This is a genomic window from Streptomyces sp. NPDC034043 (assembly GCF_055575675.1).
The window spans coordinates 681,191-706,398 of the sequence record NZ_JBVISF010000001.1; the positions used below are offsets into that span (position 1 = coordinate 681,191).

Here is a 25,208-nt window from a genome sequence, read left to right on the forward strand (position 1 = left end):
CACCCGCCGGCGGCGTGGGGAGGGCCGTCAGGCCCCGTCGCTGGTGAGGGTCTCCTTGACCTTGGCGATGGCGAAGCCCCATCCCTGGCTGACGGTGGGCTTGCCCGGTACGGCGATCTCCCGGGGGTTGGTCAGCACGTCGAGGAGGACCGGGCCGGGCGTGTCGAACGCCCGGCGCACGGCGTCGTCCAGTTCCGACGGGTCGGTGACGCGGATGCCGGTCAGGCCGAGGGCGGTGGCGACGGCCGCGAAGTCCGGATTGTCGAGTTCGGTGCCGAACTCGGGCAGGCCCGCCTGCTCCTGTTCCAGTTTGACCATGCCCAGGCGGCGGTTGTCGAAGAGGACGAGCTTGACCGGAAGCCGGTACGTCTTGATCGTCATCAGGTCGCCGAGCAGCATGCTCAGGCCTCCGTCGCCGCAGAACGCGACCACCTGACGTTCCGGCGCCCACAGCTGGGCGCCCAGCGCCTGCGGCATCGCGTTCGCCATCGAGCCGAGGTTGTACGAGCCGAGCAGCCGCCGCGTCCCGCGCATGGTGACGAACCGGGAGAGCCAGACGGTGGCCATGCCCGTGTCGGAGGTGAAGACCGCGTCGTCCGCGGCGTACCGGTCCACGGCCGCGGCCAGCGCCTCGGGACGGACGTCGTGGTCCCGGTTGTCCACCAGGGCGCGCAGCCTGCCCCGCCAGCGGTGGTCGTGGCGGGGGTCGGCGAGCTGCTGCTGGTCCTCGCTCCAGGACTCGAAGCGGGAGCGCGAGGCGTCGAGGTGGGAGCGGTCGGACGAGGCCTTCAGCTGGGGGAGCAGGGCGCGCAGGGTGGCGCCGACATCGCCCGCCAGCCCGGCGTCCACCGGGACCCGTCGGCCGAGGTGGTCGCCGCGGGTGTCGATCTGGACGACCTTGCAGCCGTCGGGGTACCAGTCGCGGTAGGGGAAGTCGGTGCCGAGCATGACCAGGGTGTCGCACTGGTCGAGGGCGTGGGAGGCGGCGGGGTTGCCGATCAGCCCCGTCTGGCCCACCTGGTACGGGTTGTCGTGCTCGAAGCCCTCTTTGGCCTTCAGGGTGAGCACCATGGGCGCGTTGAGCAGTCCGGCCAGGCGCAGCACCTCCTCGCGGGCCTCCCTCGCCCCCTGGCCGACCAGCAGGGTGGTCCTGGAGCCGGCGTTGACGAGCTGCGCGGCTTCGGCGAGCGCGGGATCGTCGGGCCGGGTCACCGGGCGGTCCAGGGCGAAGCGCACGGGCCGGTCGTCCTCGACCTCCTGGTCGCCGAGGTCGCCGGGGACGGTCAGGACCGCCACACCGCCCTGGCTGATCGCCGCGCGGACCGCGGATTCCAGCATCCGGGGCATCTGCCCGGGCGAGGTGACGGTCGCCCGGTACACGGCGACGTCCCGGAACAGCTGATCGTTGTCGACTTCCTGGAAGTAGTCGGTGCCCATGTCCGCGAGGGGGACCTGACCGCAGACGGCCAGGACGGGGGCGTGGCTCTTGGCGGCGTCGTACAGCCCGTTGAGCAGGTGGACCGAGCCCGGCCCGACGGTGCCCATGCACACGCCGAGCCGGCCCGACAGCTGGGCCTGCGCGCCGGCCGCGAAGGCCGCCGCCTCTTCGTGGCGACAGCCCACCCAGTCCACGCCCTCGGTGGTGCGGATGGCGTCGGTCAGGGGGTTGAGGGCGTCTCCGACGACGCCGAAGACGTGGTGGACGTCGAGTTCCTTGAGGGCGTCGACGATGACGCGGGCAACGGTACGTGTCACGGGGGAGTCCTGTCGGTCGTGGAGCCGGTGTCGTAGGGGCGGGGGCTCGGGCGGGGGCGCGGGCCGTGACGGCCGGCGCGCGTACGGGGCCCGCGGCGGCGCACCGCGACCAGGGCGGGGCGCGTCGTCGTGGAGCTGCCGCGGGCGAGCCGCTCGCCGTGCGGAGCCGCCGAGCCGGGCACCCGTGTCCAGGGCCGTGACGGCCGGTCGTCAGCGAGCCGGGGCTCATGGCGGGCACGTTGTCGAAGGGGCGGGCGCAGGGGGCCGCCGATCCTGCCCCGCGGTGGCGGCGCCGCCGGAGTGCGCGGCGGTGCGGACGTCAGGACCTTGAACCCCGTCATCGCACTCGCGCTCCTGCCCGCACGGCATCCGCGCGTTCGGGGCGCCCACCGCCCAGCGGCGGTGGACGCCCCGAACGTCCGTGACGCGCCCGCGCCGGAGGCGGGCGCGCCTGCGGCGGGCGGCCGGATTCAGATGCGGCCACCGGTGAGCCGGGAGAGCGGGCCGCGCCGGCGCAGCCCGGCCCGCCGCCCGATCGCGTACGTGCTGGTGATCACGGCCGCCGTGCCTCCCGCCGCGGCGGCGGCGAGGGCCTTGCGGTTCCTGATCGCCGTCCATGCCCGTCCGGCGCTGCCGAGGGTGCCCCGTACCGCCTGCACGGCCGCGTGGGTCCTCTCCGCCAGGGGGGCGGGCAGGGCCGTCAGGGTGCCTGCCACGGTTTCCTTCGCTTCCGTCCCGGAACCGCTCCCCGCCCGGGCGGCGCGGGTGGCCCGGCGCCGCGTGGTGGTGCCGTTGGAGGACGAACGGGATCCGTTGCCGGTCGACTTGGTGTTGTCGGACTTCTCTGATGCCGTCATACAGCGCGTGTAGCCGGATCCGTGTTCGGTAAACGCGGTCCTCCGGGAGTTCACCCGACGGACCCCGGGAACCGGTACCGGTCCCCGCGGATCCCGGCCGGGGCCCCTGGCTTCCGGCCGGGCCCCTCGTGGCGTCCGGCTCGTCCGTCCCCGTGGTGTTCGGGTGGAAAGATCCTCCCGTGGGCAGAAGGTCAAGCCCGCCGAACCGGCCATCCCGGCCCTGCCGTGCGCGGCCGCCCCTCGCCCTTCCGGTTCGGGCGGACGCCTCCGCCCCCGCTCGATCTCCGGGGCGGAGCAGCAGCTCCGCTCCCCGGACCGCCGCGCGACCGGACGGGAGGCAGTCTCGGCCACTCTCCCCGGGACCCCTTGCGCCGACGGGGAGGAGGCGTGGTGAACTGGTTGAGCCGTAACCGATCAGGTGCGTGAGCGGCATTGCGAGTCCGGACCAGGGTTGAACAGCACCCCCGTTTCGAGCGCACCGCCAGGGGCGCGGCGGCAGGCGTGTGCGCCCCGGGTGACCACCGGTCAGTGTCCGCCCGTTCCTGCCTCCCCCCTCGCCCTGAATCTGGAATGGAGTGACCGTGCACCACGGCCCCGACCTGCCCGAAACCCCTTACGAGAACGTGGCCGTCACCGGCGGAGCCGGTTTCGTCGGCCGGCACCTCGTCACGGCCCTCAGCCTTCTCTCCCAGAAGGTCACCGTCGTCGACCACGCCCCCCTTCCCCCCGAGCTCGCGGCCCTGCCCGGCGTCTCCTACGTCCGCGCCGACCTGCGCGATTACGGGGAGACCTTATTGGCGCTGCAGAACGCCGACGCCGTCTTCCACCTGGCCGGCAACGCCAGCGGCACCGAGTCGGTGGCCCATCCCCGTCACGACTTCCACCTGAACGCCCTCGGGACCTGCAACGTCGGCAACGCCTGCCTGGAACTGGGCGTGCGCCGCCTCGTCTACCTCTCCTCCGCCATCGTCTACGGCACCCCGCTCCAGAGCCCGATCCGTGAGGACCATCCCACCCAGCCCTTCCTGCCGTACGGTGCCTCGAAGCTCTCCGGCGAACTGACGCTGCGCAGTCTGCACGCGACGGCCGGACTGCCCGTCGTCATCGGCCGCTCCTTCGTCGTCTACGGCCCCGGCGAGGATCCGCGCCGGGCGGGCGGGGAGGTCTCGCAGTTCCTGCGCTGGCACCTCAACGAACAGCCCATCCCGGTGGTCGGCGACATCGACCTCAAGCGCCGCGACTTCATCCACGTCGAGGACCTGTGCCGGGCCATGATGACCCTGGCCGGCCGCGGTACCGACGGCGAGATCTACAACCTGGCCACCGGCACCGCCGTCTCGATGCGCGAGCTGGCCGAGGCGGTGGGTACGGCCACCGGCCGCCCGGCGCTGCTGGACGCCGACACCTCCAGCCTCGCGGACAGCTTCACCCTCCTCGCCGACGTCACCCGTCTGCGAGGGCTGGGCTTCGCCCCGCGCGTCACCCTGGCCGAGGGGCTGACCGGTCTGGCCGACCTGCTCGGGCCCTTCCCCGAGATCCCCTCAGCCCGGGCGGTGTTCCGGCGGGAGCCCCCGGCCCGCCGGAGGATGACGCTGACCGCCGCCGTCGGGGCCGGTGAGGAGGCCAGGACGTGCTAGCCGTCGACGGGGGTACCCCGCTGCTCTCCGGGGACGAGGTGGCTCCCTGGCCGTACATCGCCGACGCCGACCGCAAGGCCGTGCTCGACGCGCTGGACCAGGCGACGCCCTGGCACTGGCCCATGCGTACGGTGAGCGATCTGGAGGCCGCCTGGGCCGAGTTCACCGGCATGCCCCACGTCCTCGCCGCCAACTCCGGCACGGCGGCCCTGCACATGGCGATCGCCGCCGCCGGCGTGGAGCCGGGCGACGAGGTGCTGGTGCCGGCCGACACCTTCCTGGCCTCGGCCTCCTGCGTACTCCAGGCCAACGCGATCCCGGTGTTCGTGGACACCGACCTCGCGACGTTCAACATCGACCCGGACCGGATCGAGGAACGGATCACCGACCGTACCCGTGCCATCGTCGCCGTGGACCTCAACGGCCTGCCCGCCGACTACGACGCCCTGCGGACGATCGCGGACCGGCACGGCCTCGTCCTCATCGAGGACGCCTCCCAGGCCCATGGCGCGAGCTACCGGGGCCGCCCGGTCGGGTCCCTCGGCGCACTGAGCGGTGCCAGCCTCAACGGGTCGAAGACCCTCTCCGCCCTCGGCGAGGGCGGTCTGTTCGCGACCCGCGACGAGGAACAGCACCGGCTGGCCCGGCGGGTGCTGATGTTCGGTGAGGAACTCCCGGGCCAGAGCCGTGACTACAACGCCCGCATCATGGGCTGGAACTACCGCATCGACGTCCTCGCCGCCGCGTTCGCCCGCTCCCAGCTGACCCGCCTGGCCGAGATGTCCCTCGTCCGGCAGGCCAACGGGGCCGCGCTCACCCAGGCCCTCGCCGGCGTCCCCGGCATCCGCACGCCGGCCGTGCCCGAGGACCGTACGCACGTCTACTTCTTCTACCCGCTGCTCGTCATGCCGGAGGAACTCGGACTCGACGGCCTTCCCGTCGCCGCCTTCCGTGACGCGCTCGCCCGGGCGGTCAACGCCGAAGGCCTGCACATCATGCGCTGGCAGCCGCAGCCGGTGCCCGGGCAGACCCTCTTCCAGGAGCTGCGCGGATACGGCCGGGGCTGCCCGTGGAGCTGCGGACACGCCCGCCCCGGGCACCACTACGATCCGGCGCAGTACCCCGTGAGCGAGGAGGTCTGCCTGCGCCGCCTGGTGCTGGGGCAGAGCTTCAGCTCTTTCGGCCCGCCCAACGACGTGACGACGATGCGCCGCTACGCCGAAGTCCTGTACAAGGTCATTGTCGAGGAACGGGAGGCGTTGATCGCCCTGACCCGGCGGACGGCCGACTCGGCGCGATGACAGGCGGAAGGCCGGTCCTCCCGCCGGGGCGCGGGGACCGGCCCGGGACGGCACGGGCACGAAGGACAAGGGGACGGACGCAGATGCACGACGAGTCCGAGACCGCGGGAGGACGTGCGGTGCCCTCCGCCCGTGAACGTGACGGTGGCCGTGGCCGTGGCGGTGACGGTGGCCCACGGCCGCGGACGATGCGGCTGGCCGTCTGCGCGGTCTTCTTCGTCACCGGAGCCGCCTTCGCCACCTGGGCGGCCCGGGTACCGGCCGTCCAGAGCGGGCTGGACCTGTCCGCCGGGGAACTGGCCGTGGCCCTCGTCGGCCTCAGCGGCGGGGCCTTCGTCGGGCTCCCGCTGGTCGGCGGCCTGGTGGCCAGGTTCGGCAGCCGCAAGGTCCTGTGCGTCGGCATGGCCGCCTACCTGGGCGCCCTGGCGAGCCTGCCCCTCGTCCCCGGCCTCGCGGTACTGACCGCCGCCCTGGCCCTGTTCGCGTGCGGCAACACGGCCGTCGACGTCGCGATGAACACCCAGGGCGTCCTCGTCGAACGCGCCTACGGCCGCCCCGTCCTCGGCGGCTTCCACGCCATGTTCAGCCTCGGCGGCATCGCCGGCGCCACGGCGGGCGGCCTGGCGGCCTCCGCCGGTATCGGCATCCGGGCGCACTTCACGGTGACGGCCCTCGTCCTGCTGGTGGTGGCGGGGGCGGCGGCCACCGCCCTGGCCCCCGAACCACCGTCGGCCGACGGTCCTTCCCCGGCGGGCCCCCTGCTGGCCCTGCCCGGCCCGGGACTGTGGATCCCCGGCCTCGTCGCGTTCTGCGCGCTGATGGGGGAGGGGGTGGTCAACGACTGGGGGGCGGTGTACCTGAAGGAGGAGACCGGCGCCTCACCGGGCGCGGCGGGCCTGGGGTACGCCGTCTTCTCCGCGGGCATGGTCATCGGCCGCCTCACCGCCGACCGGCTGCGCGCCCGCCTCGGAACGGTGCGCTTCACGCTCGTCTGCGCCGTGGTGGCGGGAGCGGGGGCCCTCATCCCGATCATCAGCGCGACGACGACGGCCGGTTTCATCGGCTACACCCTGCTGGGCCTCGGCATGGCCGCGGTCATCCCCCTCGTCTTCGCCCACGCGGCCGGCCTGCGGCCGGAGCGCGCCGGCTCCTCCATCGCCGCCGTCTCGGCGGTGGGTTACGTCGGCTTCCTCGCGGGACCTCCGGTCATCGGCGGCCTCGCGGAGGCGACGAGCCTGCGGTGGGCGATGCTGGTGCTGCCGGCGCTGATGACGGCGATGGCGGTCCTGGCCCCCCGCCTGCGCCGCCCCTGACGCGCCGGAGCCCCGCCGCCCCGGGCATCCGGGGGAGCAGGGCTCCGGGGGTGGTGCGGTGCGCGGATCAGGCCGGGGCGGACACCGGCCGAGGGGCCGTCGCCTCCGTACCGGCGCCATCGGCGGGGCGGGCCGGCAGCCGCTGGGCGAGGACTCCGAAGACGACCCCGAACACGGCCCACAGCGCGAGCTGGACGGGCACAGCCCGCGGGAGGTCCGGCCGAGCGGATGAGTCACTGATCACAGGTGCGTACCGGCCCGGGCGGGCGCACGGGCGTCAGCGTGCGCCGGACACCGCGGAGTTGCCGGGACGGAAGCCGTGGCAGCGGTGCGGGTTCGCGCGGTGCGGAACCGCAGCGGTACCTTGTTGCGCATCCCTTGCAAGAACAAAGATCATGCGAAAGAGGCTGGCGTGGGCGCTCCGGTGGTGCTGGGCATCGAGTCCTCCTGTGACGAGACGGGAGCCGGGATCGTCTCCGGCGGCCGGCTGCTCGCGCACGTGGTGGCGTCGAGCATGGACGAACACGCCCGGTTCGGCGGCGTCGTGCCCGAGATCGCGGCCCGGGCCCACCTGCAGGCCTTCACCCCCGTCGTCCAGGAGGCACTGGACCGTGCGGGACTGCGCCTGCGGGACCTCGACGCCGTCGCCGTGACCACCGGGCCCGGCCTCTCGGGCGCCCTCCAGGTCGGCCTCGCCGGAGCGAAGGCCCTCGCCTACGCCGCCGGAGTGCCGCTGTACGGGGTGCACCACCTGGCCGGACACGTCGCCGCGGACACCCTGGAACACGGGCCGCTGCCGGATCCGTGCGTGGTCCTGATCGTCTCCGGCGGGCACACCTCCCTGCTCCTCGTACGGGACCTCGTACGCGATCCGATCCTGCACCTCGGCGACACCGTCGACGACGCGGCCGGCGAGTGCTTCGACAAGGTGGCGCGGGTCTTCGGACTGCCCTACCCCGGCGGCCCCGCGATCGACCGGGCCGCCAGCGAGGGCGATCCCCGCGCGGTGGCCTTCCCCCGCCCGCTGACCGGGCCGCGCGACGCCCCGTACGCCTTCTCCTTCTCCGGTCTGAAGACCGCCGCCGCCCGGTGGGCCGAGCGGCACCGGCAGAGCGGCGAGGAACTCCCGCTGGCCGACGGCGCGGCCTCCCTCCAGGAAGCCGTCGCGGACGTGCTGACCCGCAAAGCGCTGGCCGCCTGCCGGGAGCACGGCGTACGGACGCTGGTCGTGGTGGGCGGTGTCGCCGCCAACTCGCGCGTACGGGCCCTCGCCGAGGAACGCTGCGCGGCCGCCGGCGTCGAGCTGAGGGTGCCCGCGCTGACCCTGTGCACCGACAACGGGGCGATGATCGCGGCCGTCGGCGACCTGCTGGTCCGCGCCGGCGCCGAACCGGCCCGGCTGGACGTCTCCGTCGACCCCTCCGCACCCCTGGAGCACGCCGCCCTGCACCCCGTCGCCCGCCCGCCGCTGCGGGTCGCGTGAACGGCGCGCGGCCGAACGGGTGCGCGGTCGGCGCACCGGCGGTGGCCACGGCCAACGGCGGCCACGGACACGGCACTGCACGGACCGTCAGCTCGGCGGTCCGCACAGCCTGCGGGATGGTCAGCTGTCAGCAGCCGCCGCCGTGCCCTCCGCCCCAGTCGTCATCGTGGTCGTACCCGCCGTGGTCGTGGTCGTGGCCGTAGCCGTGGTCGTCGTCCCATCCGCCACCACCGGTGACGTAGGAGACCGAGTGGGTGGGCGCCGCCGCGGAGGCCGTGCCCGCCGCGCCGAGGGCGGCGCCGCCGGCCATCAGGACTCCGATCGCGGACGCCGCGAAGAGGCGCTTCACTCTCAGTGCCTGCATGGTTCAAAACCCTTCTCGAACTGCGCCGCGCACGCGGCGCGAAACGGTTTTCGGCCTCCTTCCGGCTCCAAGTCCTGGAACTCCGGCCAGTACCGACAGACGTGTGGAGGTGCATCCGCCGTCAACGCGGCTCTTCGGGCCGCGGACCACGGGGCTGGATGGCACGTTCTCAAGGCCGTACGCATCACCGCAGGTGAAAGGTCTGTTCACACGGTGGCGGCCCTCTTCTGACCATGCTAGTCACCTCTCCGCGGGCCGTCATCTCGGGAACCGGGCGGGAGGCGGGGCCGGAGGACACGGGGCCGGCCGCGGACGCACTGCTCCCCTCGGGTGCGCGACTGGTGGCATCCCCCAACTCCCCCCGTACGAGGGGCCGTCGGGCGGCGCCGGGACGCCCGCCGTGGCCGCGCGGACGCCCCGGCGCCGCGCCCGCCCTACGCGGCCGCGCGCAGGCGGGTGGCGGCCGCCTCGGCCTCCCGCACGACCCGCTCCGTGTCGATGCCGACCAGCCGGCCGCCGAGCTTCAGCGCCCGCCCGTCCACGAACACGGCGTCGACGTTCTCGGGCCGCCCGTTGAAGACGATCTGCCCGACCCAGTCGAAGCGCGGTGCGAAGTTCAGCGCCGCCGGGTCGATGACCACGAGGTCGGCCCGCTTGCCGGGGGTCAGGGACCCCACCCGGCCGGAGAGGCCGAGGACTTCGGCGCCCCCCAGCGTGGCCATCCGCAGGACCTCGTGCACCTGCGGGAAGACCGAGGCCCGGGTGGTGCGAACGCGCTGCAGGCCGACGGCCGTCTTCATCAGCGCGTGGAAGTCCGAGGTGTCGTTGGTTCCGCCGTCCAGGCCCAGCCCGACCTTGACGCCCCGTTGTCCGAGGTCGGACAGCCGCATGATGCCGGAGGCCAGCCGCATGTTGCTGAGCGGGCAGTGGGCCACCCGGACGTCGTGCTCGGCGACGGCGGCGATCTCCGCGTCCGTCAGGTGGACCGCGTGGTTGATCAGGAGCCGCGGACCCAGCGCCCCGATGCCGGCGAGCACCCCGATCGGGTCGTCGGCCCGCTGCTCGGGGCGTTCCAGGACATGGGAGTTGAGCATGACCCCCAGGTCCTGGGCGGCCTCCCAGTGGGCGCGGTTGTGGGACTCGACGGCCCGCGCCGCGTGGGTGGCGACCTGGAAGGAACCGAGGGGCGCCGGGTCGACGAGTTCCCTCTTCACCTTCGTGACCAGCCCCGCGTCGGGCGCCGGCGGGAACATGGCGTACGCGAACCGCAGGCCGGTGCCGGCCAGGGCCCGTACGTAGCTCTCGATGAGGTCGTACGAGAAGATGTCCACCCAGTCCACCAGCGTCGTCACGCCCGACTGGACGGCGTCGAGGGCGGCCAGCCGCACGATGCTGTGGACGTCCGCGGGCGTCAGACGGCCGCGCTGGGGGTCGGTACACCCCCGGAACCAGCCGAACAGGTCCCGGTCGGTGCAGCCGCCCCGGATCGCCGCCTGCCACAGGTGGTTGTGGGTGTCGACGAAGCCGGGCATGACCAGCTTGCCCGAGGCCTCCACCACCCGGGCGCCGGGCGGCGTACGCAGTGCCGTGCCGATGGCGGCGACGGCGCCGTCGAGCACCAGGACGTCGGCGTTCTCGACGGCGCCGAGGGGGCCGCTGCCGAGGGCGGGGTCCATGGTGAGCACGAGGGACGCCCCGCGGAGCAGGACCGTTCGGCCGCCCGGGACGGCCGGGCGGGAGGGCAGGTCGTGGTGGGCGGGGCCCGGGGTGGCGCCGAGGACGAGCGGGGTGGCGGCGGCCAGGCCGAGACCGGCGAGGACATCGCGGCGGCTGGGGGGCGGGGGTGTGGGGGCTGACTGCATGGCGTGTTACCTCCCGAGAGCTCAGAACGGAAGGCCGCCCGGGCGGTACGCCGGGACGGGGCGTCATACCGGGGCGGGAGAACACACGCAGCATTCCCAGCGAACGGCCATTCGATAGACGCCCGATGGAAAACTTTTTCCGCTACGAGCGGTGCCTCGCTCGGCGCCGAGGCGCAGAACCGGTGACCCGGCCCCCACCCTTGAGGTATGCCGCGGCCCCCGCGCGGTCCGCCGGCACCACGGCGCGCCGGTCGAGGGGCCCGCCCCCCGGCGGCCGGGGGGCGGGCCCCTCGACCGGCCGGACCCCGCGGCGCCTTCCCCAGCCGCGCCTCTGAGCCGGCGGCGCCCCCGGTCACTAGCCTGACCCCATGACTCCACCCGCCCACCCCGCCCCCGGCCGGTACACCGTCGTCCTGCGCCCCGGCCCGCCCGGCGCCCAGGACGCCAAGGGCCACGACGCGGTCCTGCGCACCGCCCGGGTCGAAGCCACCGGCGCCATCGGCGTCTCCGGATACCCGCGCTACGCGGGGGAGGGGGTGCAGGCCGAGATCGACCCCGCGAGCCGGGCCGTGGAGGCCGTCACCGTCGACGGCGAGGAGCTCCCCTACGGCTGGATCGCCCAACTGGCCGACGACCCCGGCCCTCCGCGGAGCTGACCCACGGCCGGCCGGGAACCCCGGAAGGGCCTGCTCGTGGCGGGTGCGCGGTGGCTTGACCGATGGACCCGCCGCCACGTAGCTTCTGGCGGACCGGCTCGTGAGTTGACGGAAGGAGGCGACGTCGGATGTCCACCATCTCCGCACTGCTTCGCCTCGCTCACCAGGTCGCCTGGGCCCCGGGCCGCGTCGCACACGGCTGCTGAACAGCCCCCTCTCCGGCGTGCCCGATTGCGGCCCCGGCTCCTTTTTCGATTCTCTGTCACCGCCTGAGGCACGCCGTCGCGTGCCGACGTGCGCTCTCCGGGTTACCTCCGGCCGCGCCACCGAACAGAAGGCTCCTGAAATGGCGACTAGGACGATCACATCCACCGCGCACCGGAACGAGGACGTGCCGTGGTAGCGGCGCGGATCACGGTCAACGGGAAAGACACACCCATCGAGCCCGCTCCGCCCCACACCTCGGTGCTGGACTTCCTGCGCGAGCGCGGCCTCACCGGCACCAAGGAGGGCTGCGCCGAAGGCGAATGCGGTGCCTGCTCCGTCCTGGTGGCCCGACCCGGACTGGACAAGCCCACCGACTGGGTGGCGGTCAACGCCTGCCTCGTCCCGGTCGCGGCGCTCGACGGGCAGGAGGTCGTCACCTCCGAAGGCCTCGCCACCCCGGGCGCGCCCGGCACGCCGCCCACCCTGCACCCGGTGCAGCAGGAGATGGCGGTCCGCGGCGGCTCCCAATGCGGTTACTGCACCCCGGGGTTCGTCTGCAGCATGGCCGCCGAATACTACCGGCCCGACCGCTGCGCGCACGCGGAACCCGCCGACGGCGGCGACCCCGAGCATGACCCCGAGCACGGCCCGAACGGCTTCGACCTGCACTCGCTGAGCGGAAACCTGTGCCGCTGCACCGGATACCGCCCGATCCGCGATGCCGCGTACGCCGTCGGTACGCCCACCGAGGACGACCCCCTGGCGCGGCGCCGTGAGCAGTCCCCGCCCGGACCCGCCGCCACCTCGTACACCCGCGACGGCAGCGCGTTCCTGCGGCCGGGCACCCTCGCCGAGGCGCTGCGGCTGCTGCGCGAGCGGCCCGACGCGGTGGTCGTCGCGGGAAGCACCGACTGGGGCGTGGAGGTGAACATCCGGGCCCGCCGGGCGCCTTGCGTGATCGCCGTGGACCGGCTCCCCGAACTGAGGGAACTGGCCGTCACGTCCGACTCCGTCGTCATCGGCGCGGCGCAGACGCTCACCGAGATCGAACGCCGCCTCGGCGGCACCGTCCCGCTGCTGGCGGACCTGTTCCCGCAGTTCGCGTCCCGCCTCATCCGCAACAGCGCCACCCTCGGCGGCAACCTGGGCACCGGCTCGCCCATCGGCGACAGCCCGCCGGTGCTGCTCGCGCTGGAGGCGTCGGTGGTGCTCGCCGACGCCGACGGGGAGCGCGAGGTCCCCCTCCGCGACTACTTCACCGGCTACCGGCAGAGCGTACGCCGTCCCGGCGAACTGATCCGCGCGGTGCGCGTCCCGTTGCCGCTCTCCCCGGTCACCGCCTTCCACAAGATCGCCAAGCGGCGCTTCGACGACATCTCCAGCGTGGCGGTCGCCTTCGCGCTCGACATCGAGGACGGGATCGTCCGCAAGGCGCGCATCGGCCTGGGCGGCGTGGCCGCCACCCCGATCCGCGCCCTCGCCGCCGAGGCGGCGCTGGAGGGCAAGCCGTGGACGGCCGGGACCGTCGAGGCCGCGGCCGGGGTGCTGCGGGCCCAGGGCACTCCCATGGACGATCACCGGGCGAGCGCCGGATACCGCTCCGCGATGCTCGGCCAGAGCCTGCTGAAGCTGTACGCACAGACCCCCGAGGCGGTGTCGTCATGAGTCACCTGTCCGAACGCCCCGAACGTCCCGCCGTCGGCGTCCCCGTGGCGCACGAGAGCGCCGCCCTGCACGTCACCGGCGCCGCGCTCTACACCGACGACCTGGTCCACCGCACCAAGGACGTCCTGCACGCCCACCCGGTCCAGGTCATGAAGGCCCGCGGCCGGATCACCGCGCTGCTCACCGCGCCCGAGCTCGCCGTGCCCGGCGTGGTCCGGGTCCTGACCGGCGCCGACGTGCCCGGCGTCAACGACGCCGGAATGAAGCACGACGAACCGGTCTTCCCCGACGAGGTCATGTTCCACGGCCACGCCGTCGCCTGGGTGCTCGGCGAGACCCTGGAGGCGGCCCGGCTCGGTGCCGCCGCCGTGGAGGTGGAACTCGACGAACAGCCCGCCCTGGTCACCCTGGACGAGGCGATCGAGGCCGGCAGCTTCCACGGCGCCCGCCCCGAGATGCGGACCGGCGACATCGACGCGGGCTTCGCGGACTCCGCACACGTGTTCACCGGCGAGCTCCGGTTCTCCGAGCAGGAACACTTCTACCTCGAGACGCACGCCGCCCTCGCCCACGTCGACGAATCCGGGCAGGTGTTCGTCCAGAGCAGCACCCAGCACCCCTCGGAGACGCAGGAGATCGTCGCGCACGTACTCGGCCTGCACAGCCACCAAGTGACCGTGCAGTGCCTGCGGATGGGCGGCGGCTTCGGCGGCAAGGAGATGCAGCCGCACGGATTCGCGGCCGTCGCCGCCCTCGGCGCCCTGCTCACCGGCCGTCCGGTGCGGCTGCGGCTCAACCGCACCCAGGACCTGACCATGTCCGGCAAGCGGCACGGGTTCCACGCCGCGTGGAAGATCGGCTTCGACGCCGAGGGCCGCATCCAGGCCCTGGACGCCGCCCTGACGGCGGACGGCGGCTGGAGCCTGGACCTCTCCGAGCCGGTGGTGGCCCGCGCGCTGTGCCACATCGACAACACCTACTGGATTCCCAACGCCCGCGTCACCGGCCGCATCGCCAAGACGAACAAGGTCTCCAACACCGCCTTCCGGGGCTTCGGCGGACCGCAGGGCATGCTGGTGATCGAGGACATCATGGGCCGGTGCGCGCCGCTGCTCGGCCTCGATCCGACCGAGCTGCGGGAGCGGAACTTCTACCGGGAGGGCCAGTTCACCCCGTACGGGCAGGAGGTCGTCCAGCCCGAACGGATCTCGGCCGTCTGGCAGCAGGTCAAGGAGAACGGCCGGCTCGCCGACCGCCAGAGGGAGATCGCGGCCTTCAACGCCGCGCACCCGCACACCAAGCGGGCCCTCGCGCTCACCGGCGTCAAGTTCGGCATCTCGTTCAACCTCACCGCCTTCAACCAGGGCGGCGCGCTCGTGCTGATCTACAAGGACGGCTCCGTCCTGATCAACCACGGCGGCACCGAGATGGGCCAGGGCCTGCACACCAAGATGATCCAGGTGGCCGCGACCGCCCTGGGCATCCCGCCGCACAAGGTACGGCTGGCCCCCACGCGGACCGACAAGGTGCCCAACACCTCCGCCACCGCGGCCAGCGCCGGCACCGACCTCAACGGCGCCGCGGTGAAGAACGCCTGCGAGCAGCTGCGCGAGCGGCTGCTGCGGGTGGCCGCCACCCGGCTCGGCGCGAACGCCTCGGACGTGCGCATCGTCGACGGCGTCGCACGCGTCCTCGGCAGTGACGGGGAACTGCCCTGGGACGACCTGGTGCGCACCGCCTACTTCCAGCGCGTCCAGCTGTCGGCGGCCGGCTTCTACCGTACGGAGGGCCTGCACTGGGACCTGAAGTCCTTCAGGGGATCGCCGTTCAAGTACTTCTCCCACGGCGCCGCCGCGGCCGAGGTGGAGGTGGACGGCTTCACCGGCGCGTACCGCATCCGGCGGGTGGACATCGTGCACGACGTCGGCGACAGCCTGTCCCCGTTGATCGACATCGGTCAGGTCGAGGGCGGTTTCGTGCAGGGCGCGGGCTGGCTGACGCTGGAGGATATGCGCTGGGACACCGGTGACGGGCCGGGCCGCGGCCGGCTGCTGACCCAGGCCGCGAGCACCTACAAGCTGCCGAGCTTCTCGGAGATGCCGGAGGAGTTCAACGTCACGCTGCTGCGGAACGCCACCGAGACGGGCGCCGTCTACGGGTCCAAGGCGGTGGGCGAGCCCCCGCTGATGCTGGCCTTCTCGGTGCGGGAGGCGCTGCGGCAGGCCGTCGCGGCCTTCGGGCCCGCCGGTGCCAGTGTGGAACTCGCCTCCCCGGCGACACCGGAGGCGGTGTACTGGGCCATCGAGGCCGTCCGCGGCGCCGGCGCGCCCGGCGGCAGCGGCGTCCCCGCCGACACGAGCGTATTGAGCAATGTCTGACATGACCTGGGTGGCCGCGGTCGCGCGGTTGCGGGCCCGCCGGGAACCCGGCGCGCTCGTGACCGTCGCGGCCGTGCGCGGCCACGCGCCCCGCCGGGCCGGTGCCAAACTCGTGGTGGGACGGACCGAGACCTGGGGTTCGATCGGCGGCGGCAACATCGAGGCCGTCGCGATCGACCGGGCCCGGGAGGTGCTCGGTACGCCGGACCCGGAGCCGGAGCTGATGGACTTCGCACTCAACGACAAGGTCACCGGCCGCCACGGCGTCCAGTGCTGCGGCGGGGCCGTCAGCGTACTGCTGGAACCGCTGCCGGTGGTCCCGGCGGTGGCCGTCTTCGGCGTCGGGCACGTCGGGATGGAGCTGGCCCGCATCCTGGCCCGCCACGACCTCGATCTGCACCTGATCGACAGCCGCCCCGGCCAGCTCGCCGACGACCGGCTCGCCGTACTCGCGGACGCGGTGGCGCGGATCCACGTCCACCACACCCCGTTGCTGCCGGAGGAGGTGCTGGCGGAGCTGGCTCCCGGCACCCACGTCCTGATCATGACGCATGACCACGCCGAGGACGCCGCCCTGTGCGACGCCGCGCTGCGCACCGCCGGCCTCGGCTCCATCGGGCTGATCGGCTCCGCCGCCAAGTGGGCGCGGTTCCGGCAGCGTCTGGCCACCGAGGGGGGCCACGACGAGGCCGCCATCGACCGGATCCGGACCCCGATCGGAATGCCCTGCATCACCGGCAAGGAGCCCGCCGTGATCGCGGTGGGCGTGGCGGCGGACCTGCTCCGGACCTTCGAAGGGGGCGGCGCGGCGTAGTACGGGGTCCCGCGCGCTCACCGCGGCGCGAAGTGCCTCCGGAGCCAGGTGACCAGGGCCGCGAACGCGGGGGACATGGCGGCGTCCGACTGTTCGAGGACCGTCGAGCTGCCGTCGTCCTCCACGGTGACGCGGTGGCCCATGGCGTCCCTGGCGCGGCCCGCGTCCTCGGGCCGGGGCGTCGCGGCGGCCGCCGCCACCAGCCGGCGCAGCTCGGCCGCGTCGTCCGGGGGCAGCGTGTCCGTGTCCAGCACCTGGGGCGGGCGGCGGAGGCCGGCCGCCGCCGCCAGCCCCCCGTACGACACCAGGCTCACCCTCATCGCACGCGGTCTCCCGGGATCGTTCCCCGCGCTCACCTGGAGACCTTCAGCGCGGCCACGTCCCGGGCCAGGCCGGTGACCCGGTCGCTCAGTGCTCCGATCTGCCGGGTCAGGGCCGCCAGGTCGGCCTCCCGGCCCGTGCCGCCGTGCCCGTTACCCGAGAAGACCCGTGCCCGGGCGAGGCCGGCCGGGACTCCCGTGATCTGGATCTCGACCTCCTGCCAGCCCGCCAGTACGGCCGTCTGCTCGGGGCTGCCGATCCCGAACAGCTGCCCGGCCTTCTGGAAGGTGGTGTCCGCGAAGTCCTGGAACGTGTCCCGGGGGCTGGACGCCTTGAGCGCCTCGTACCAGATCCTCCCGGAGACCTCCCAGGCGAACCCGCCGATGCCCACGGCCGTCACGAAGAACGCCTTGTTCGGGATGCCGGAGTTGAAGTGCACCCCGCCGTTGTCCGTTCGCGGAGTGTCGGGCAGGTGGACGAACTTGCTCATGCGGTCGGGCTGCGGGTCCTTCCCGACCAGCGGGTTGTTGTACGCCGTCCCCGGCGCCTTCATCGACCGCAGGGCGTCGCCCTTGATCCCCGGGGTCCATATGTCGGCCCCGATCAGCCAGTCGGCCTCCTCGGCCGTCTGCTTGAGCGACCACTGCTTGACGAGCGCGCCGAAGACGTCCGACATCGACTCGTTCAGGGCGCCGGACTGATTGTGGTACTCGAAATTCGACGTGTGCTCGGTGACTCCGTGCGACAACTCGTGCCCGATCACATCGAGGGAACCGGTGAGGATGCCGAACTCGATCCCGTCCCCGTCGCCGAAGAGCATCTCCTGGCCGTCCCAGAACGCGTTGTTGATCTTTTCGCCGTAGTGGATGAACCCGTTCAGCCGCATCCCCCGGTCGTCGATCGAATTGCGCTGGAACACCTCCTGGTAGAAATCGCGGGTCAGGCCGAGCCCCTCGAACGCCTGGTTGACGGCCTCGTCCGGGGATTCCGGCCCGTCCTCCGACCTGGCCAGCACCGCGTCGGGGAGGAATTCGCTCCGCTCGCAGTCGAAGACGGTGCGCCGGGCGTTTCCGGGGGAGGCGGCCGCGGCGCCGGTGAAGGCCGACCGGACGGCTCGTTCCCCCCGCAGTCGGGCGGTGGTCAGCAGGGTGTCCAGAGCGGCCTGGCGCACCTCGCTGTCCTCGCTCTCCATGAGCCTTTCGAGGATGTACGGCGGGATGATGCAGTTGACCGGGCGGGTCCTGCTCATGGCCCACCTCCTGGGTGAGAGGACCTACTGTTGAGGGTTCACCGATCCGGGCACGCGATGACCGCCGGGCACGGGATGCCGGAACCCGCGTTGTCGCCACCCGCGTCACCGCCCGGCCGGCCGAGGCTGAAGAGCGGGGCGGATGACGTGGCACGGCAGGCCGCGGGGGCGCACCCACGGGTGCGGATGCGGCGGCGCGGGGGAGCGTTGGCGCCGGCCGGGCGTGGTCCCGCGGCACGGCACGCCGTACCCCCAGTCTCCCGCCGTCCGCGGCCCCCGGCAAACGCGACCCGCATGTGCCGGAACGCCCTTCGGCGGGCCCTACCGCTCGAAGCTCGGGTGGGGGACGGGGTCGGGGCGCGCGGGCCGGACGGCGGAATCCGTCCGGCCCGCGCACCCGTCAGCGTGAGGTGCGGCTGAACAGGCGGAAGACGACCAGGAGGATGAGGGAGCCGACGATGGCGGCGATCCAGGTGGAAAGCTCGAAGAATCCGTCGACGGAGTCGACGCCGAAAATCACCTTGCCGAGCCACCCGCCGAGCAGTGCGCCCGCGATGCCGATCAGAAGGGTGACGATGATTCCTCCGGGGTCCTTCCCGGGCATCAGCATTTTGGCGATGATGCCCGCCAGGAGTCCGATGAGGATCCAAGCGATGATTCCCATGGTGCCTTCTTTGCCTCGTCGCGTTGAATACGGTCAATTCCGCTTTTACGCCGACAAAGCGATTCTCAAACCTCGTCGCGCCGGGGCACCGCCGTGCGGCGGAGCACCCGGGGTCCGGAGCGCCCGCCGGGCCGTGGCCCCCCTCGGGGCGGCGGCCGGGCCATGCTCGTCCCAAGTGGCCCCGGAGGTAGGGTGGTTCTCGTACATCAGTTCTCGACTGCGCGCGCCGCACGTCAGATCAAGGGGGACCCCGCATGAACCAGACCACTCGTCACGCCGCCGTCGTCGCGGCCGCCGTCGCCGCCCTCGCGGGCGCGGCCACGGCCGGTGCGGCCGGCCCGGCGGGCTCGGACGGCAAGAACGGCAAGGACGGCATCAGCGTCGTCGCCCACATGGGGATGCTCTCCGCTCCCGTCGACGCCCCCGCCGAGGGCGACCTGGCCGTGGTCCAGCACGTCGCCCTCTGAACCCCGCCGCGTGAGCGAACACCGCGCCGCCCGGTCGGCCGGGCCGCCGCCCGTGGTGGAGAGGCTGGTCGAGCTCTCCACCCGGCTGCAGCGGATGTGGGACGCGGGGCCGACGGTGACGCTCCCGGGCTGGGGGCACCCGTTCCGCGCCCTCGGGGAGCTGCTGCCCGAGCAGGACGTGATCCACGCGGACCGGCACCCGCAGATGGTGCCGCTGCTGTGGTACCCCGCCCTGCGTTCCCGGGGGCCCGGGGGCCGGGTGGTCGTCGAGGTCTTCGACCACCTGCCGCGGGAGGAGGACGCGGCCCCGCTGATGCTGCGCCGCCAGGACCTCGCCGGGCTGTACAGCTGGGCGGTGCTCACCGGCTCCGTCGCGCAGTGGATCCGCGACGTCACCGGCGGCGCGCCCCTGCTGGAAGCGGGGGCGGGATCCGGCTACTGGGCGCGGCAGTTGTCCCGGGCCGGCCTGGACGTCCTGGCCACGGACCTGAACGAAGTCGAGGCCAACGCCTTCACCCACGGCTTCCGTTACGCCGACATCGAGACGGCGACGGCGGTAGACGCGGTGCTACGCCACCCCGGCCGCACCCTGATGCTCGTATGGCCGCCGCCCGCGGACGCGATGGCCGCGGAGGCGTTGCGCGCCTATGGCGGGGACACGTTCCTGTACGTGGGGGAGGGGCCGGGCGGGATGTGCGCCGACGCGGACTTCTTCGCCGAGCTGCGCCGCCGCTGGACCGCCGGGGCCACCTGCCCCCTGACCGTGCGCTGGCTCGGCCACGGCGACTGCGTCACCCTCTACCGTCGCCGCTGACCGCTCCGTCGCAGCCCGCCCGGCCGCCGCCCCCGCATGGAAAACCGCCGACCGGGCAGGCGACCGGTGAAGAACGGCCGGGCGCGCCCGGGGCGCGCCCGCGGACGAGAGCATGCGAGGCGGTGCGTACGCATGGACACCCAGCCGGCCGTAGCGCGCGGCGAGACCCTCATGGAGCCCGAGGAGCTCCTGGAGATCGCCTACGACGTGGGCCGCGACTACCACCGCTGGCGGCCGAGGCTGTCGGAGGCGGATGGCGAGGGCAACTGGCTGCCGCTCTTCCGGACCGGCCTCTTCGGGGTCTGGGCCCTCGGCTGGGAGTGCTTGCCGCCGGGGGCCGCCTACCTCGACCACGAGCGCCTGCGCGGAGCGGTGTACGTGGCGCGGGGTGCCCTCACGCACGAGCGGGCCCGGCTCGGCGACGCCCCCCGTACCGAAGAGGTCGGCGCTGGCCTGGGCTTCTGCTTCGACGAGACCTTCTACCACCGCGTGCACCCCGTCCGGGAAGCCGGACCGACCGTCACCGTCCACGTCTTCGCGCCCGCCGGCCCGGAGGAGACCCCCGGCGGCGAGGACGGGCCGTGGCCCCCTCTGTGGCTCGGCCTGCCCTGACGGCATCCGCCGGCAGGCGCCGGGGTAGGCGCAGCGCATGGCCGTGACCGTCGGCACCTCCGGGTGGCAGTACCGGGACTGGTCGGGTGTGTTCTATCCCCCTGACCGGCCGCAACGGCTGTGGCTGGAGGAGTACGCGAGGCACTTCCGGACGGTGGAGAACAACAACGCCTTCTACCGCCTGCCCTCTCCGGACACCTTCGCCCAGTGGCGCGACCGCACTCCGCCCGGATTCCTGATGGCCGTGAAGGCCAGCCGGTTCCTGACCCACATCAAGCGCCTGCGCGACCCGGCCGAGCCGGTCCACCGGCTGATGGCGCACGCCGCCTCCCTCGGGGACCGGCTAGGCCCCGTCCTGCTCCAGCTGCCGCCGACGCTGCGCGGGGACCCGGAGCTGCTCGACCTCTGCCTCGCCTGCTTCCCGGGCGGCGTCCGGGTCGCCGTCGAGCCCCGGCACGAATCCTGGTGGACGCCGGCCGTGCGGTCGGTGCTGACCGCGCGCGGCGCCGCCCTCTGCTGGGCGGACCGGGGATCCCGGCCGGTGACACCGCTGTGGCGCACGGCCGACTGGGGCTACGTCCGCTTCCACGCGGGCCGCGCCCGACCCTGGCCCCACTACGGCAGGTCCGCCCTGCGCGGCTGGGCGGCGCGGGTGGCCGACACCTGGCCCCCCGAGGCGGACGTCTTCGCGTACTTCAACAACGACCCCGGCGGGGCCGCCGTGACCGACGCCCGGGCCTTCGCGCGCCTGACCGGCGGCCCGGGGCCGGTCGGCGCCGCCCCGGAAGCGGGCCGCGCGAGCGCCGCACGGCCCGGCGGGCGTTCCTGAGGCGCCGGGTCGGGAACCGGCTGCCGCCGGACGCTCCTCAGCCGGCCGGCGCCGTGGCACCCGACTGCGGGAGCGTCGCCGCGTCGCCGGCGCGTACGGCCAGCAGTACGGCGTCGTGCAGGGCGCGGCTCGCGCCCTCGCTCGGGCAGGGCGCCGGGCTCCCCGCCAGCGTGAGCCACTCCGTGGCGCCGCTGTGCTGGACGGCGACGTGGGCCAGCCCGTCGGCCTCGGTCCAGGTCGTGTGCACGTCGAGCTCGCCGGTCAGGAGAACCGATTCCGCGGTTCTCACCCCGCCCCGCCCGGCGAAGACGCCGCGGGTGGTCCATGATGCCCAGGTCATCCGGCCTCCAGGGTCCGTCCCGTAGCGGTACGGGACATCGATGCGTACGGATCTGGCGTGATACCCGCCGAAAGCGAGATCTATGCCGCTTCGCCCTGGTCTTTCGGATATGCCAGGCTCAGCCGGCGGCCGGGGTGAGGACCACGAAGTCGGCGTTCCAGGGGTCGAGGCAGACGGAGAGCCGGCCGATGCCCTCCACGTCCTCCGGGCCCGTCTGCGTGTTGCCGCCGTTCCCGGTGACCGCGGCGACGGCGGCGTCGCAGTCCGGGACGGCGAACACGGGATGCCAGTACGGCCGCCCGTTCGTGAGGCCGAGGTGCTCCCGGGGCAGTTCCATGAGCCCGCCGTGCATGCGCTCGTCCGGGAGCCCGGCCGGAGTGACGAGCGAGTACGTGCCCCCGCCCCCGGGCAGCTCCATGTCGCTGAACCGCCAGCCGAGGACGCCGCCGTAGAACTCCTTCGCGGCCGCGGCGTCGCTGGTGAACAGCTCGGTCCAGCACAGCGAGCCCGGCTCGTCCACCAGCTCGACCCCCTTGTCAGTGCCCGGCTCCCAGACGGCGAACTGCCCGCCCAGGGGGTCGCTGTACTGGGCCATCCGGCCCGAGTCGTCCAGGGTCATCGGAGCCACCCGGACCGTACCGCCGGCGTCCTCCACCGCCCGGGTCGTGGCGTCCGCGTCCTCGACGCCGTAGTAGATCATCCACGCCGACCGCGCGCCCTGCTCGATGAGCTTGCCGAGTCCGGCGACGATCTTCCCGTCCCTGCGGAACATCCCGCCTTCCATGCCCCCCATGGACTCGTACTCCCATCCGAACACGGCGCCGTAGAAGGCCGCGGCGGCCGGCACGTCGGGCGTGCCGAGGTCGAGCCAGCAGGGGGAGCCGGGGACGTAATCAGTGGTGATCATGGGCGCAGTGCCTTTCGCGGAGCCGGTACGACCCCAGCGTGGCACCGGACACCCGCCCCCGCCCGTCGGCCGGCAGCGGACGCGTACCGGCCGGACGCGGTTCTCCGGAAGGGGAACGGGTCAACCGCCGGCGGGCAGCCGGTCCGTACGGGAGTCCGTGCGCGCGCGGGCTTCGCGGGCGCGTTCCCCGAGCAGCTCCCGGAACCCGGCCGTGGCGTACCGGTCGGCGGTGGCCGAGGCCGGACCGGGAAGGCCCGCGATCCGGGCCATCAGCTCCCGCGGCTGGATCTGCCACCCGACGACCAGGACCCGAAGGCCCCGGCGCTCCGCACGCCGGTGCAGGTCCAGGAGGTGCAGCAGGCCGCCGGCGTCCATGAAGGGGACCCCGTGCAGATCGATCATGAGGACCCGCTCGGCGGAGGTGACGTACTCCAGCGCCCGCCGGAGCTCCCCGTCCGCCTCCGCGTCGAGTTCGCCGCAGGCACTGACCAGGACGGTGGTGCCGCGGTACTGGACGTCCGTGGTGATCAACACGTTCCCCTTCCCGATTCGCCCGCGCGGGCGGCGGCCCGCGGGGCCACCATCCTGGCGTGGTGCCCCGCGGGAGGGGTAAGAGGCTCGCTGACGTTCCGCCCGGGTTGTCAGGTTTCGCTCAGGCCGATACCGACCGCGCGGGTCGGCACCGGCGCGAGTACGGGCGCCTCACGCCGCCAGCGCGTCATGCGCGGCGCGGGCCCTGGGCCGGAGGTCCGACAGCGTCGTGGTGCCCTCGCCGCGGACCGAGTCGAGGACGGCGTCGTGGAGGAGCCGGCTGGCGTACCCGTTGGGGCACGGCAGGGGGCCGCCCGCCACGGGCAACCAGGTGGAGCCGCCCGGAGGGCGGACGGTCACCCGGGCCAGCCCGTCGGACCAGGCGGTGTGCACCTCCAGTTCTCCGGTGAGGACGCCGGCGTCCTGTGTCCGGACGCCGCCGCGGCCCGCCACGACCGAACGCGTCGTCCACGAGGCCCAGCCCATGGTGCTCACCTTCTGCCGCAGTGTTGCCCGGACCCCGGCTCCTCGGCGGGGTCAGCTGGACAGCGATTCGAGGAGCTCGCCGACCTTCTTGTCGGGCAGCGCACGTGCCACGTCGGCCTGGGCCACCATCCCGACGAGGTCGTGGCCGTCGATGACGGGCAGCCGCCGGACCTTGTGCCGGGCCATCGTGCGCAGGATCTCGTCGGCGTCGTCGTCGGCCCCGATGGTCACCGCCTCGCCCTGAGCCAGTTCGCCGGCCTTGCACTGGGCGGGGTCCTTGCCCGCCGCCAGGACCTTGACCACGATGTCGCGGTCGGTGAGCATCCCCTTCAGCTTGTTGTCGGTGCCGCAGATCGGCAGGGCACCGACCCCGAGCTCCTTCATCATCTCCGCTGCCCGGATGATGGTCTCCTCGGCGCCGATGCAGTCGGCGCCCTCCGTCATGATCTCGCGGGCGGTGGTCATCAGCGGTTCCTCCCTCGTGTTCTCGCGATGGGTCTTGTTGTCGCGGCGGTCGGCGGTCTTCTTCTCGCGGCCGGTCCCGTCCCCGGTGCGGCCTCATCCGGTGAGGGCGGGCAGCACCTTGTCGCGGTAGGCCTCGAAGAAGGCCTGGTCGTCCGGACCGATCTGGCCGATGTACACCTCATCGAACCCCGCCTCCACATAGGCGCGGACGGCCTCCACGTGCTCCTCGACGTCGGGGCCGCAGGGGACGGCGTCGGACACCTGGCGGCGGGTGACGAGTTCACTCGCCTGCTCGAAGTGGGCCGGGGTCGGCAGGATCTGGTTCAGCTCGCCCGGCAGCTGCTCGGTGGGCCACAGACGGTGCGCGGTGTCGACGGCCTCGTCCCGGTCCTCGCCCCAGCACACCTTGAGGCCGCCGATCACCGGCTTCCCCTCGCCCCCCGCGTCCCGGAAGCGCTTGATGGCCTCCTCGTCGGGGCCCATGGTGACGAACCCGTCACCGATGCGTCCGGCCAGGTCCGCCGCCTTCGGCCCGAAGCCGGAGACGTGGACGGGCAGCGGGCCCCGCGGCGCCGTGTACAGGCGGGCGTTCTCCACCGTGTAGTGCCGGCCGCGATGGCTGACCTGACGGCCGGTGAAGAGCTCGCGCATCACCTCGACGGCTTCCTCCAGCATCTCCGCCCGCTCGTCGAAGGCCGGCCAGCGGTCGCCGAGGATGTGCTCGTTGAGGGCCTCGCCGGTGCCGACGCCCAGCGCGAAGCGGCCGTCGAGCAGCCGGCTCGACGTCGCCGCGGCCTGGGCCGTCACCGCCGGGTGCATCCGTATGGTGGGGCAGGTGACCAGGGTGGTCACCGGCAGCTCCACGGTCTGCGACAGGGCCCCGATCACCGACCAGACGAACGGGCTTTCGCCCTGGGCGTCGTTCCACGGGTGGAAGTGGTCGGAGATCGCCAGCCGGCTGAAGCCGGCGTCGGCGGCCCGCCGGGCCTGCTCCAGAAGCCGGTCCGGGGGGAATTCCTCACAGGCGAGGAAGTAGCCGAATGCTGTCATCGGTCTCGTGCCTCCAGGTACGGGAAGTACGTGGCTCCGTGGTCGGCGCGTGCCCCGGCCGACGGGGAGCAAACCTCGCGGCCGCGCCGCGGGTCGGGCCGGTCCTCGGACCCGCCCGTGCGCCCCCGGAGCCGCCCTCGCCGTCCGGCGGCGCGTACGGGATGCCGCGCGGGCCGGGCCC

At 73.5% G+C, this 25,208-nt stretch carries 26 protein-coding genes; 12 read left to right on the top strand and 14 right to left on the bottom strand.

Going from position 1 to position 25,208, the window contains the following annotated elements; genetic code table 11:
* Window positions 1-27 precede the first annotated feature (27 nt).
* Both ACZ51S_RS03500 and ACZ51S_RS03505 read right to left on the bottom strand, forming a co-directional pair.
* Window positions 28-1,755 (bottom strand): thiamine pyrophosphate-dependent enzyme, encoded by a 1,728-nt coding sequence (locus tag ACZ51S_RS03500; RefSeq protein WP_388937712.1) that lies wholly within the window; start codon window positions 1,753-1,755, stop codon window positions 28-30.
* A gap of 470 nt (window positions 1,756-2,225) precedes the next feature.
* Window positions 2,226-2,612: a hypothetical protein gene (locus ACZ51S_RS03505; RefSeq protein WP_468478115.1), complete on the bottom strand. Its 387-nt coding sequence runs from the start codon at window positions 2,610-2,612 to the stop codon at window positions 2,226-2,228.
* A gap of 581 nt (window positions 2,613-3,193) precedes the next feature.
* On the opposite strand from ACZ51S_RS03505, the gene ACZ51S_RS03510 reads away from it, so the two are divergent.
* The 3 genes from ACZ51S_RS03510 (at window position 3,194) to ACZ51S_RS03520 (ending at window position 6,863) form a co-directional block, all read left to right on the top strand.
* Window positions 3,194-4,249, top strand: coding sequence for an NAD-dependent epimerase/dehydratase family protein (locus tag ACZ51S_RS03510; RefSeq protein ID WP_468478116.1), 1,056 nt, complete (start codon window positions 3,194-3,196; stop codon window positions 4,247-4,249).
* A complete protein-coding gene (locus tag ACZ51S_RS03515; protein ID WP_468959457.1) occupies window positions 4,243-5,550 on the top strand; it encodes a DegT/DnrJ/EryC1/StrS family aminotransferase in 1,308 nt (435 codons plus the stop codon). Before ACZ51S_RS03510 ends, ACZ51S_RS03515 begins: the two co-directional genes overlap by 7 nt.
* 188 nt (window positions 5,551-5,738) lie before the next feature.
* Window positions 5,739-6,863, top strand: a complete 1,125-nt coding sequence (locus ACZ51S_RS03520; RefSeq protein WP_468959459.1) for an MFS transporter — start codon at window positions 5,739-5,741, stop codon at window positions 6,861-6,863.
* Between the two features lie 67 nt (window positions 6,864-6,930).
* On the opposite strand, the gene ACZ51S_RS03525 is transcribed toward ACZ51S_RS03520, so the two are convergent.
* A complete protein-coding gene (locus ACZ51S_RS03525; protein WP_468959460.1) occupies window positions 6,931-7,065 on the bottom strand; it encodes a hypothetical protein in 135 nt (44 codons plus the stop codon).
* 222 nt (window positions 7,066-7,287) lie between these two features.
* On the opposite strand from ACZ51S_RS03525, the gene tsaD reads away from it, so the two are divergent.
* Window positions 7,288-8,346: a tRNA (adenosine(37)-N6)-threonylcarbamoyltransferase complex transferase subunit TsaD gene (gene tsaD, locus ACZ51S_RS03530; RefSeq protein WP_468959684.1), complete on the top strand. Its 1,059-nt coding sequence runs from the start codon at window positions 7,288-7,290 to the stop codon at window positions 8,344-8,346.
* A gap of 127 nt (window positions 8,347-8,473) precedes the next feature.
* On the opposite strand, the gene ACZ51S_RS03535 is transcribed toward tsaD, so the two are convergent.
* Both ACZ51S_RS03535 and ACZ51S_RS03540 read right to left on the bottom strand, forming a co-directional pair.
* Entirely contained in the window at window positions 8,474-8,710 is a 237-nt protein-coding gene (locus ACZ51S_RS03535; protein ID WP_468802873.1) for a hypothetical protein, read from the bottom strand.
* Between the two features lie 434 nt (window positions 8,711-9,144).
* Window positions 9,145-10,572 carry an amidohydrolase family protein gene (locus tag ACZ51S_RS03540; RefSeq protein ID WP_468959462.1) on the bottom strand — a complete coding sequence of 476 codons (1,428 nt, stop codon included), beginning with the start codon at window positions 10,570-10,572 and terminating at the stop codon, window positions 9,145-9,147.
* Between the two features lie 368 nt (window positions 10,573-10,940).
* Here ACZ51S_RS03540 and ACZ51S_RS03545 point away from each other — a divergent pair, with 368 nt between their 5' ends.
* From ACZ51S_RS03545 to xdhC, 4 genes are all read left to right on the top strand, one after another.
* Window positions 10,941-11,228 carry a hypothetical protein gene (locus ACZ51S_RS03545; RefSeq protein ID WP_468802874.1) on the top strand — a complete coding sequence of 96 codons (288 nt, stop codon included), beginning with the start codon at window positions 10,941-10,943 and terminating at the stop codon, window positions 11,226-11,228.
* Between the two features lie 396 nt (window positions 11,229-11,624).
* On the top strand, window positions 11,625-13,100 hold the full coding sequence (locus ACZ51S_RS03550; protein WP_468478123.1) for a xanthine dehydrogenase small subunit: 1,476 nt from the start codon (window positions 11,625-11,627) through the stop codon (window positions 13,098-13,100).
* A complete protein-coding gene (gene xdhB, locus ACZ51S_RS03555; protein ID WP_468959464.1) occupies window positions 13,097-15,478 on the top strand; it encodes a xanthine dehydrogenase molybdopterin binding subunit in 2,382 nt (793 codons plus the stop codon). The genes ACZ51S_RS03550 and xdhB overlap by 4 nt, the downstream gene beginning before the upstream one ends.
* Before the next feature lies 1 nt (window position 15,479).
* Window positions 15,480-16,292, top strand: coding sequence for a xanthine dehydrogenase accessory protein XdhC (gene xdhC, locus ACZ51S_RS03560; protein WP_468478167.1), 813 nt, complete (start codon window positions 15,480-15,482; stop codon window positions 16,290-16,292).
* Between the two features lie 17 nt (window positions 16,293-16,309).
* Here the strand turns inward: xdhC and ACZ51S_RS03565 are convergent, their stop codons facing one another.
* The 3 genes from ACZ51S_RS03565 to ACZ51S_RS03575 all read right to left on the bottom strand — a co-directional run bounded on the left by ACZ51S_RS03565 (window position 16,310) and on the right by ACZ51S_RS03575 (window position 18,526).
* On the bottom strand, window positions 16,310-16,612 hold the full coding sequence (locus tag ACZ51S_RS03565) for a protealysin inhibitor emfourin (RefSeq protein WP_468478125.1): 303 nt from the start codon (window positions 16,610-16,612) through the stop codon (window positions 16,310-16,312).
* Window positions 16,613-16,644: 32 nt separating this feature from the next.
* Entirely contained in the window at window positions 16,645-17,862 is a 1,218-nt protein-coding gene (locus ACZ51S_RS03570; RefSeq protein WP_468478126.1) for a M4 family metallopeptidase, read from the bottom strand.
* Window positions 17,863-18,262: 400 nt separating this feature from the next.
* Window positions 18,263-18,526, bottom strand: coding sequence for a GlsB/YeaQ/YmgE family stress response membrane protein (locus tag ACZ51S_RS03575; protein ID WP_468478127.1), 264 nt, complete (start codon window positions 18,524-18,526; stop codon window positions 18,263-18,265).
* A gap of 254 nt (window positions 18,527-18,780) precedes the next feature.
* On the opposite strand from ACZ51S_RS03575, the gene ACZ51S_RS03580 reads away from it, so the two are divergent.
* The 4 genes from ACZ51S_RS03580 (at window position 18,781) to ACZ51S_RS03595 (ending at window position 21,248) form a co-directional block, all read left to right on the top strand.
* Window positions 18,781-18,993 (top strand): hypothetical protein, encoded by a 213-nt coding sequence (locus ACZ51S_RS03580; RefSeq protein WP_468959466.1) that lies wholly within the window; start codon window positions 18,781-18,783, stop codon window positions 18,991-18,993.
* Between the two features lie 10 nt (window positions 18,994-19,003).
* Window positions 19,004-19,807, top strand: coding sequence for a class I SAM-dependent methyltransferase (locus ACZ51S_RS03585; protein ID WP_468959469.1), 804 nt, complete (start codon window positions 19,004-19,006; stop codon window positions 19,805-19,807).
* 132 nt (window positions 19,808-19,939) lie between these two features.
* Window positions 19,940-20,419 carry a cupin domain-containing protein gene (locus ACZ51S_RS03590; RefSeq protein ID WP_468802881.1) on the top strand — a complete coding sequence of 160 codons (480 nt, stop codon included), beginning with the start codon at window positions 19,940-19,942 and terminating at the stop codon, window positions 20,417-20,419.
* A gap of 37 nt (window positions 20,420-20,456) precedes the next feature.
* Complete coding sequence (locus ACZ51S_RS03595) at window positions 20,457-21,248, top strand: DUF72 domain-containing protein (RefSeq protein ID WP_468959472.1); 792 nt, start codon at window positions 20,457-20,459, stop codon at window positions 21,246-21,248.
* Between the two features lie 37 nt (window positions 21,249-21,285).
* On the opposite strand, the gene ACZ51S_RS03600 is transcribed toward ACZ51S_RS03595, so the two are convergent.
* The 6 genes from ACZ51S_RS03600 to ACZ51S_RS03625 form a co-directional block, all read right to left on the bottom strand.
* Window positions 21,286-21,588 (bottom strand): hypothetical protein, encoded by a 303-nt coding sequence (locus ACZ51S_RS03600; protein ID WP_468478132.1) that lies wholly within the window; start codon window positions 21,586-21,588, stop codon window positions 21,286-21,288.
* 118 nt (window positions 21,589-21,706) lie between these two features.
* Entirely contained in the window at window positions 21,707-22,495 is a 789-nt protein-coding gene (locus tag ACZ51S_RS03605) for a VOC family protein (protein WP_468959474.1), read from the bottom strand.
* Window positions 22,496-22,615: 120 nt separating this feature from the next.
* Window positions 22,616-23,026 (bottom strand): STAS domain-containing protein, encoded by a 411-nt coding sequence (locus tag ACZ51S_RS03610; protein ID WP_468959477.1) that lies wholly within the window; start codon window positions 23,024-23,026, stop codon window positions 22,616-22,618.
* A 171-nt stretch (window positions 23,027-23,197) separates the two neighbouring features.
* A complete protein-coding gene (locus tag ACZ51S_RS03615) occupies window positions 23,198-23,512 on the bottom strand; it encodes a hypothetical protein (protein ID WP_468959480.1) in 315 nt (104 codons plus the stop codon).
* A gap of 51 nt (window positions 23,513-23,563) precedes the next feature.
* Complete coding sequence (locus tag ACZ51S_RS03620; protein WP_468959482.1) at window positions 23,564-23,977, bottom strand: CBS domain-containing protein; 414 nt, start codon at window positions 23,975-23,977, stop codon at window positions 23,564-23,566.
* A 93-nt stretch (window positions 23,978-24,070) separates the two neighbouring features.
* Window positions 24,071-25,027 (bottom strand): TIGR03557 family F420-dependent LLM class oxidoreductase, encoded by a 957-nt coding sequence (locus ACZ51S_RS03625; protein WP_468959485.1) that lies wholly within the window; start codon window positions 25,025-25,027, stop codon window positions 24,071-24,073.
* Window positions 25,028-25,208: the final 181 nt, after the last annotated feature.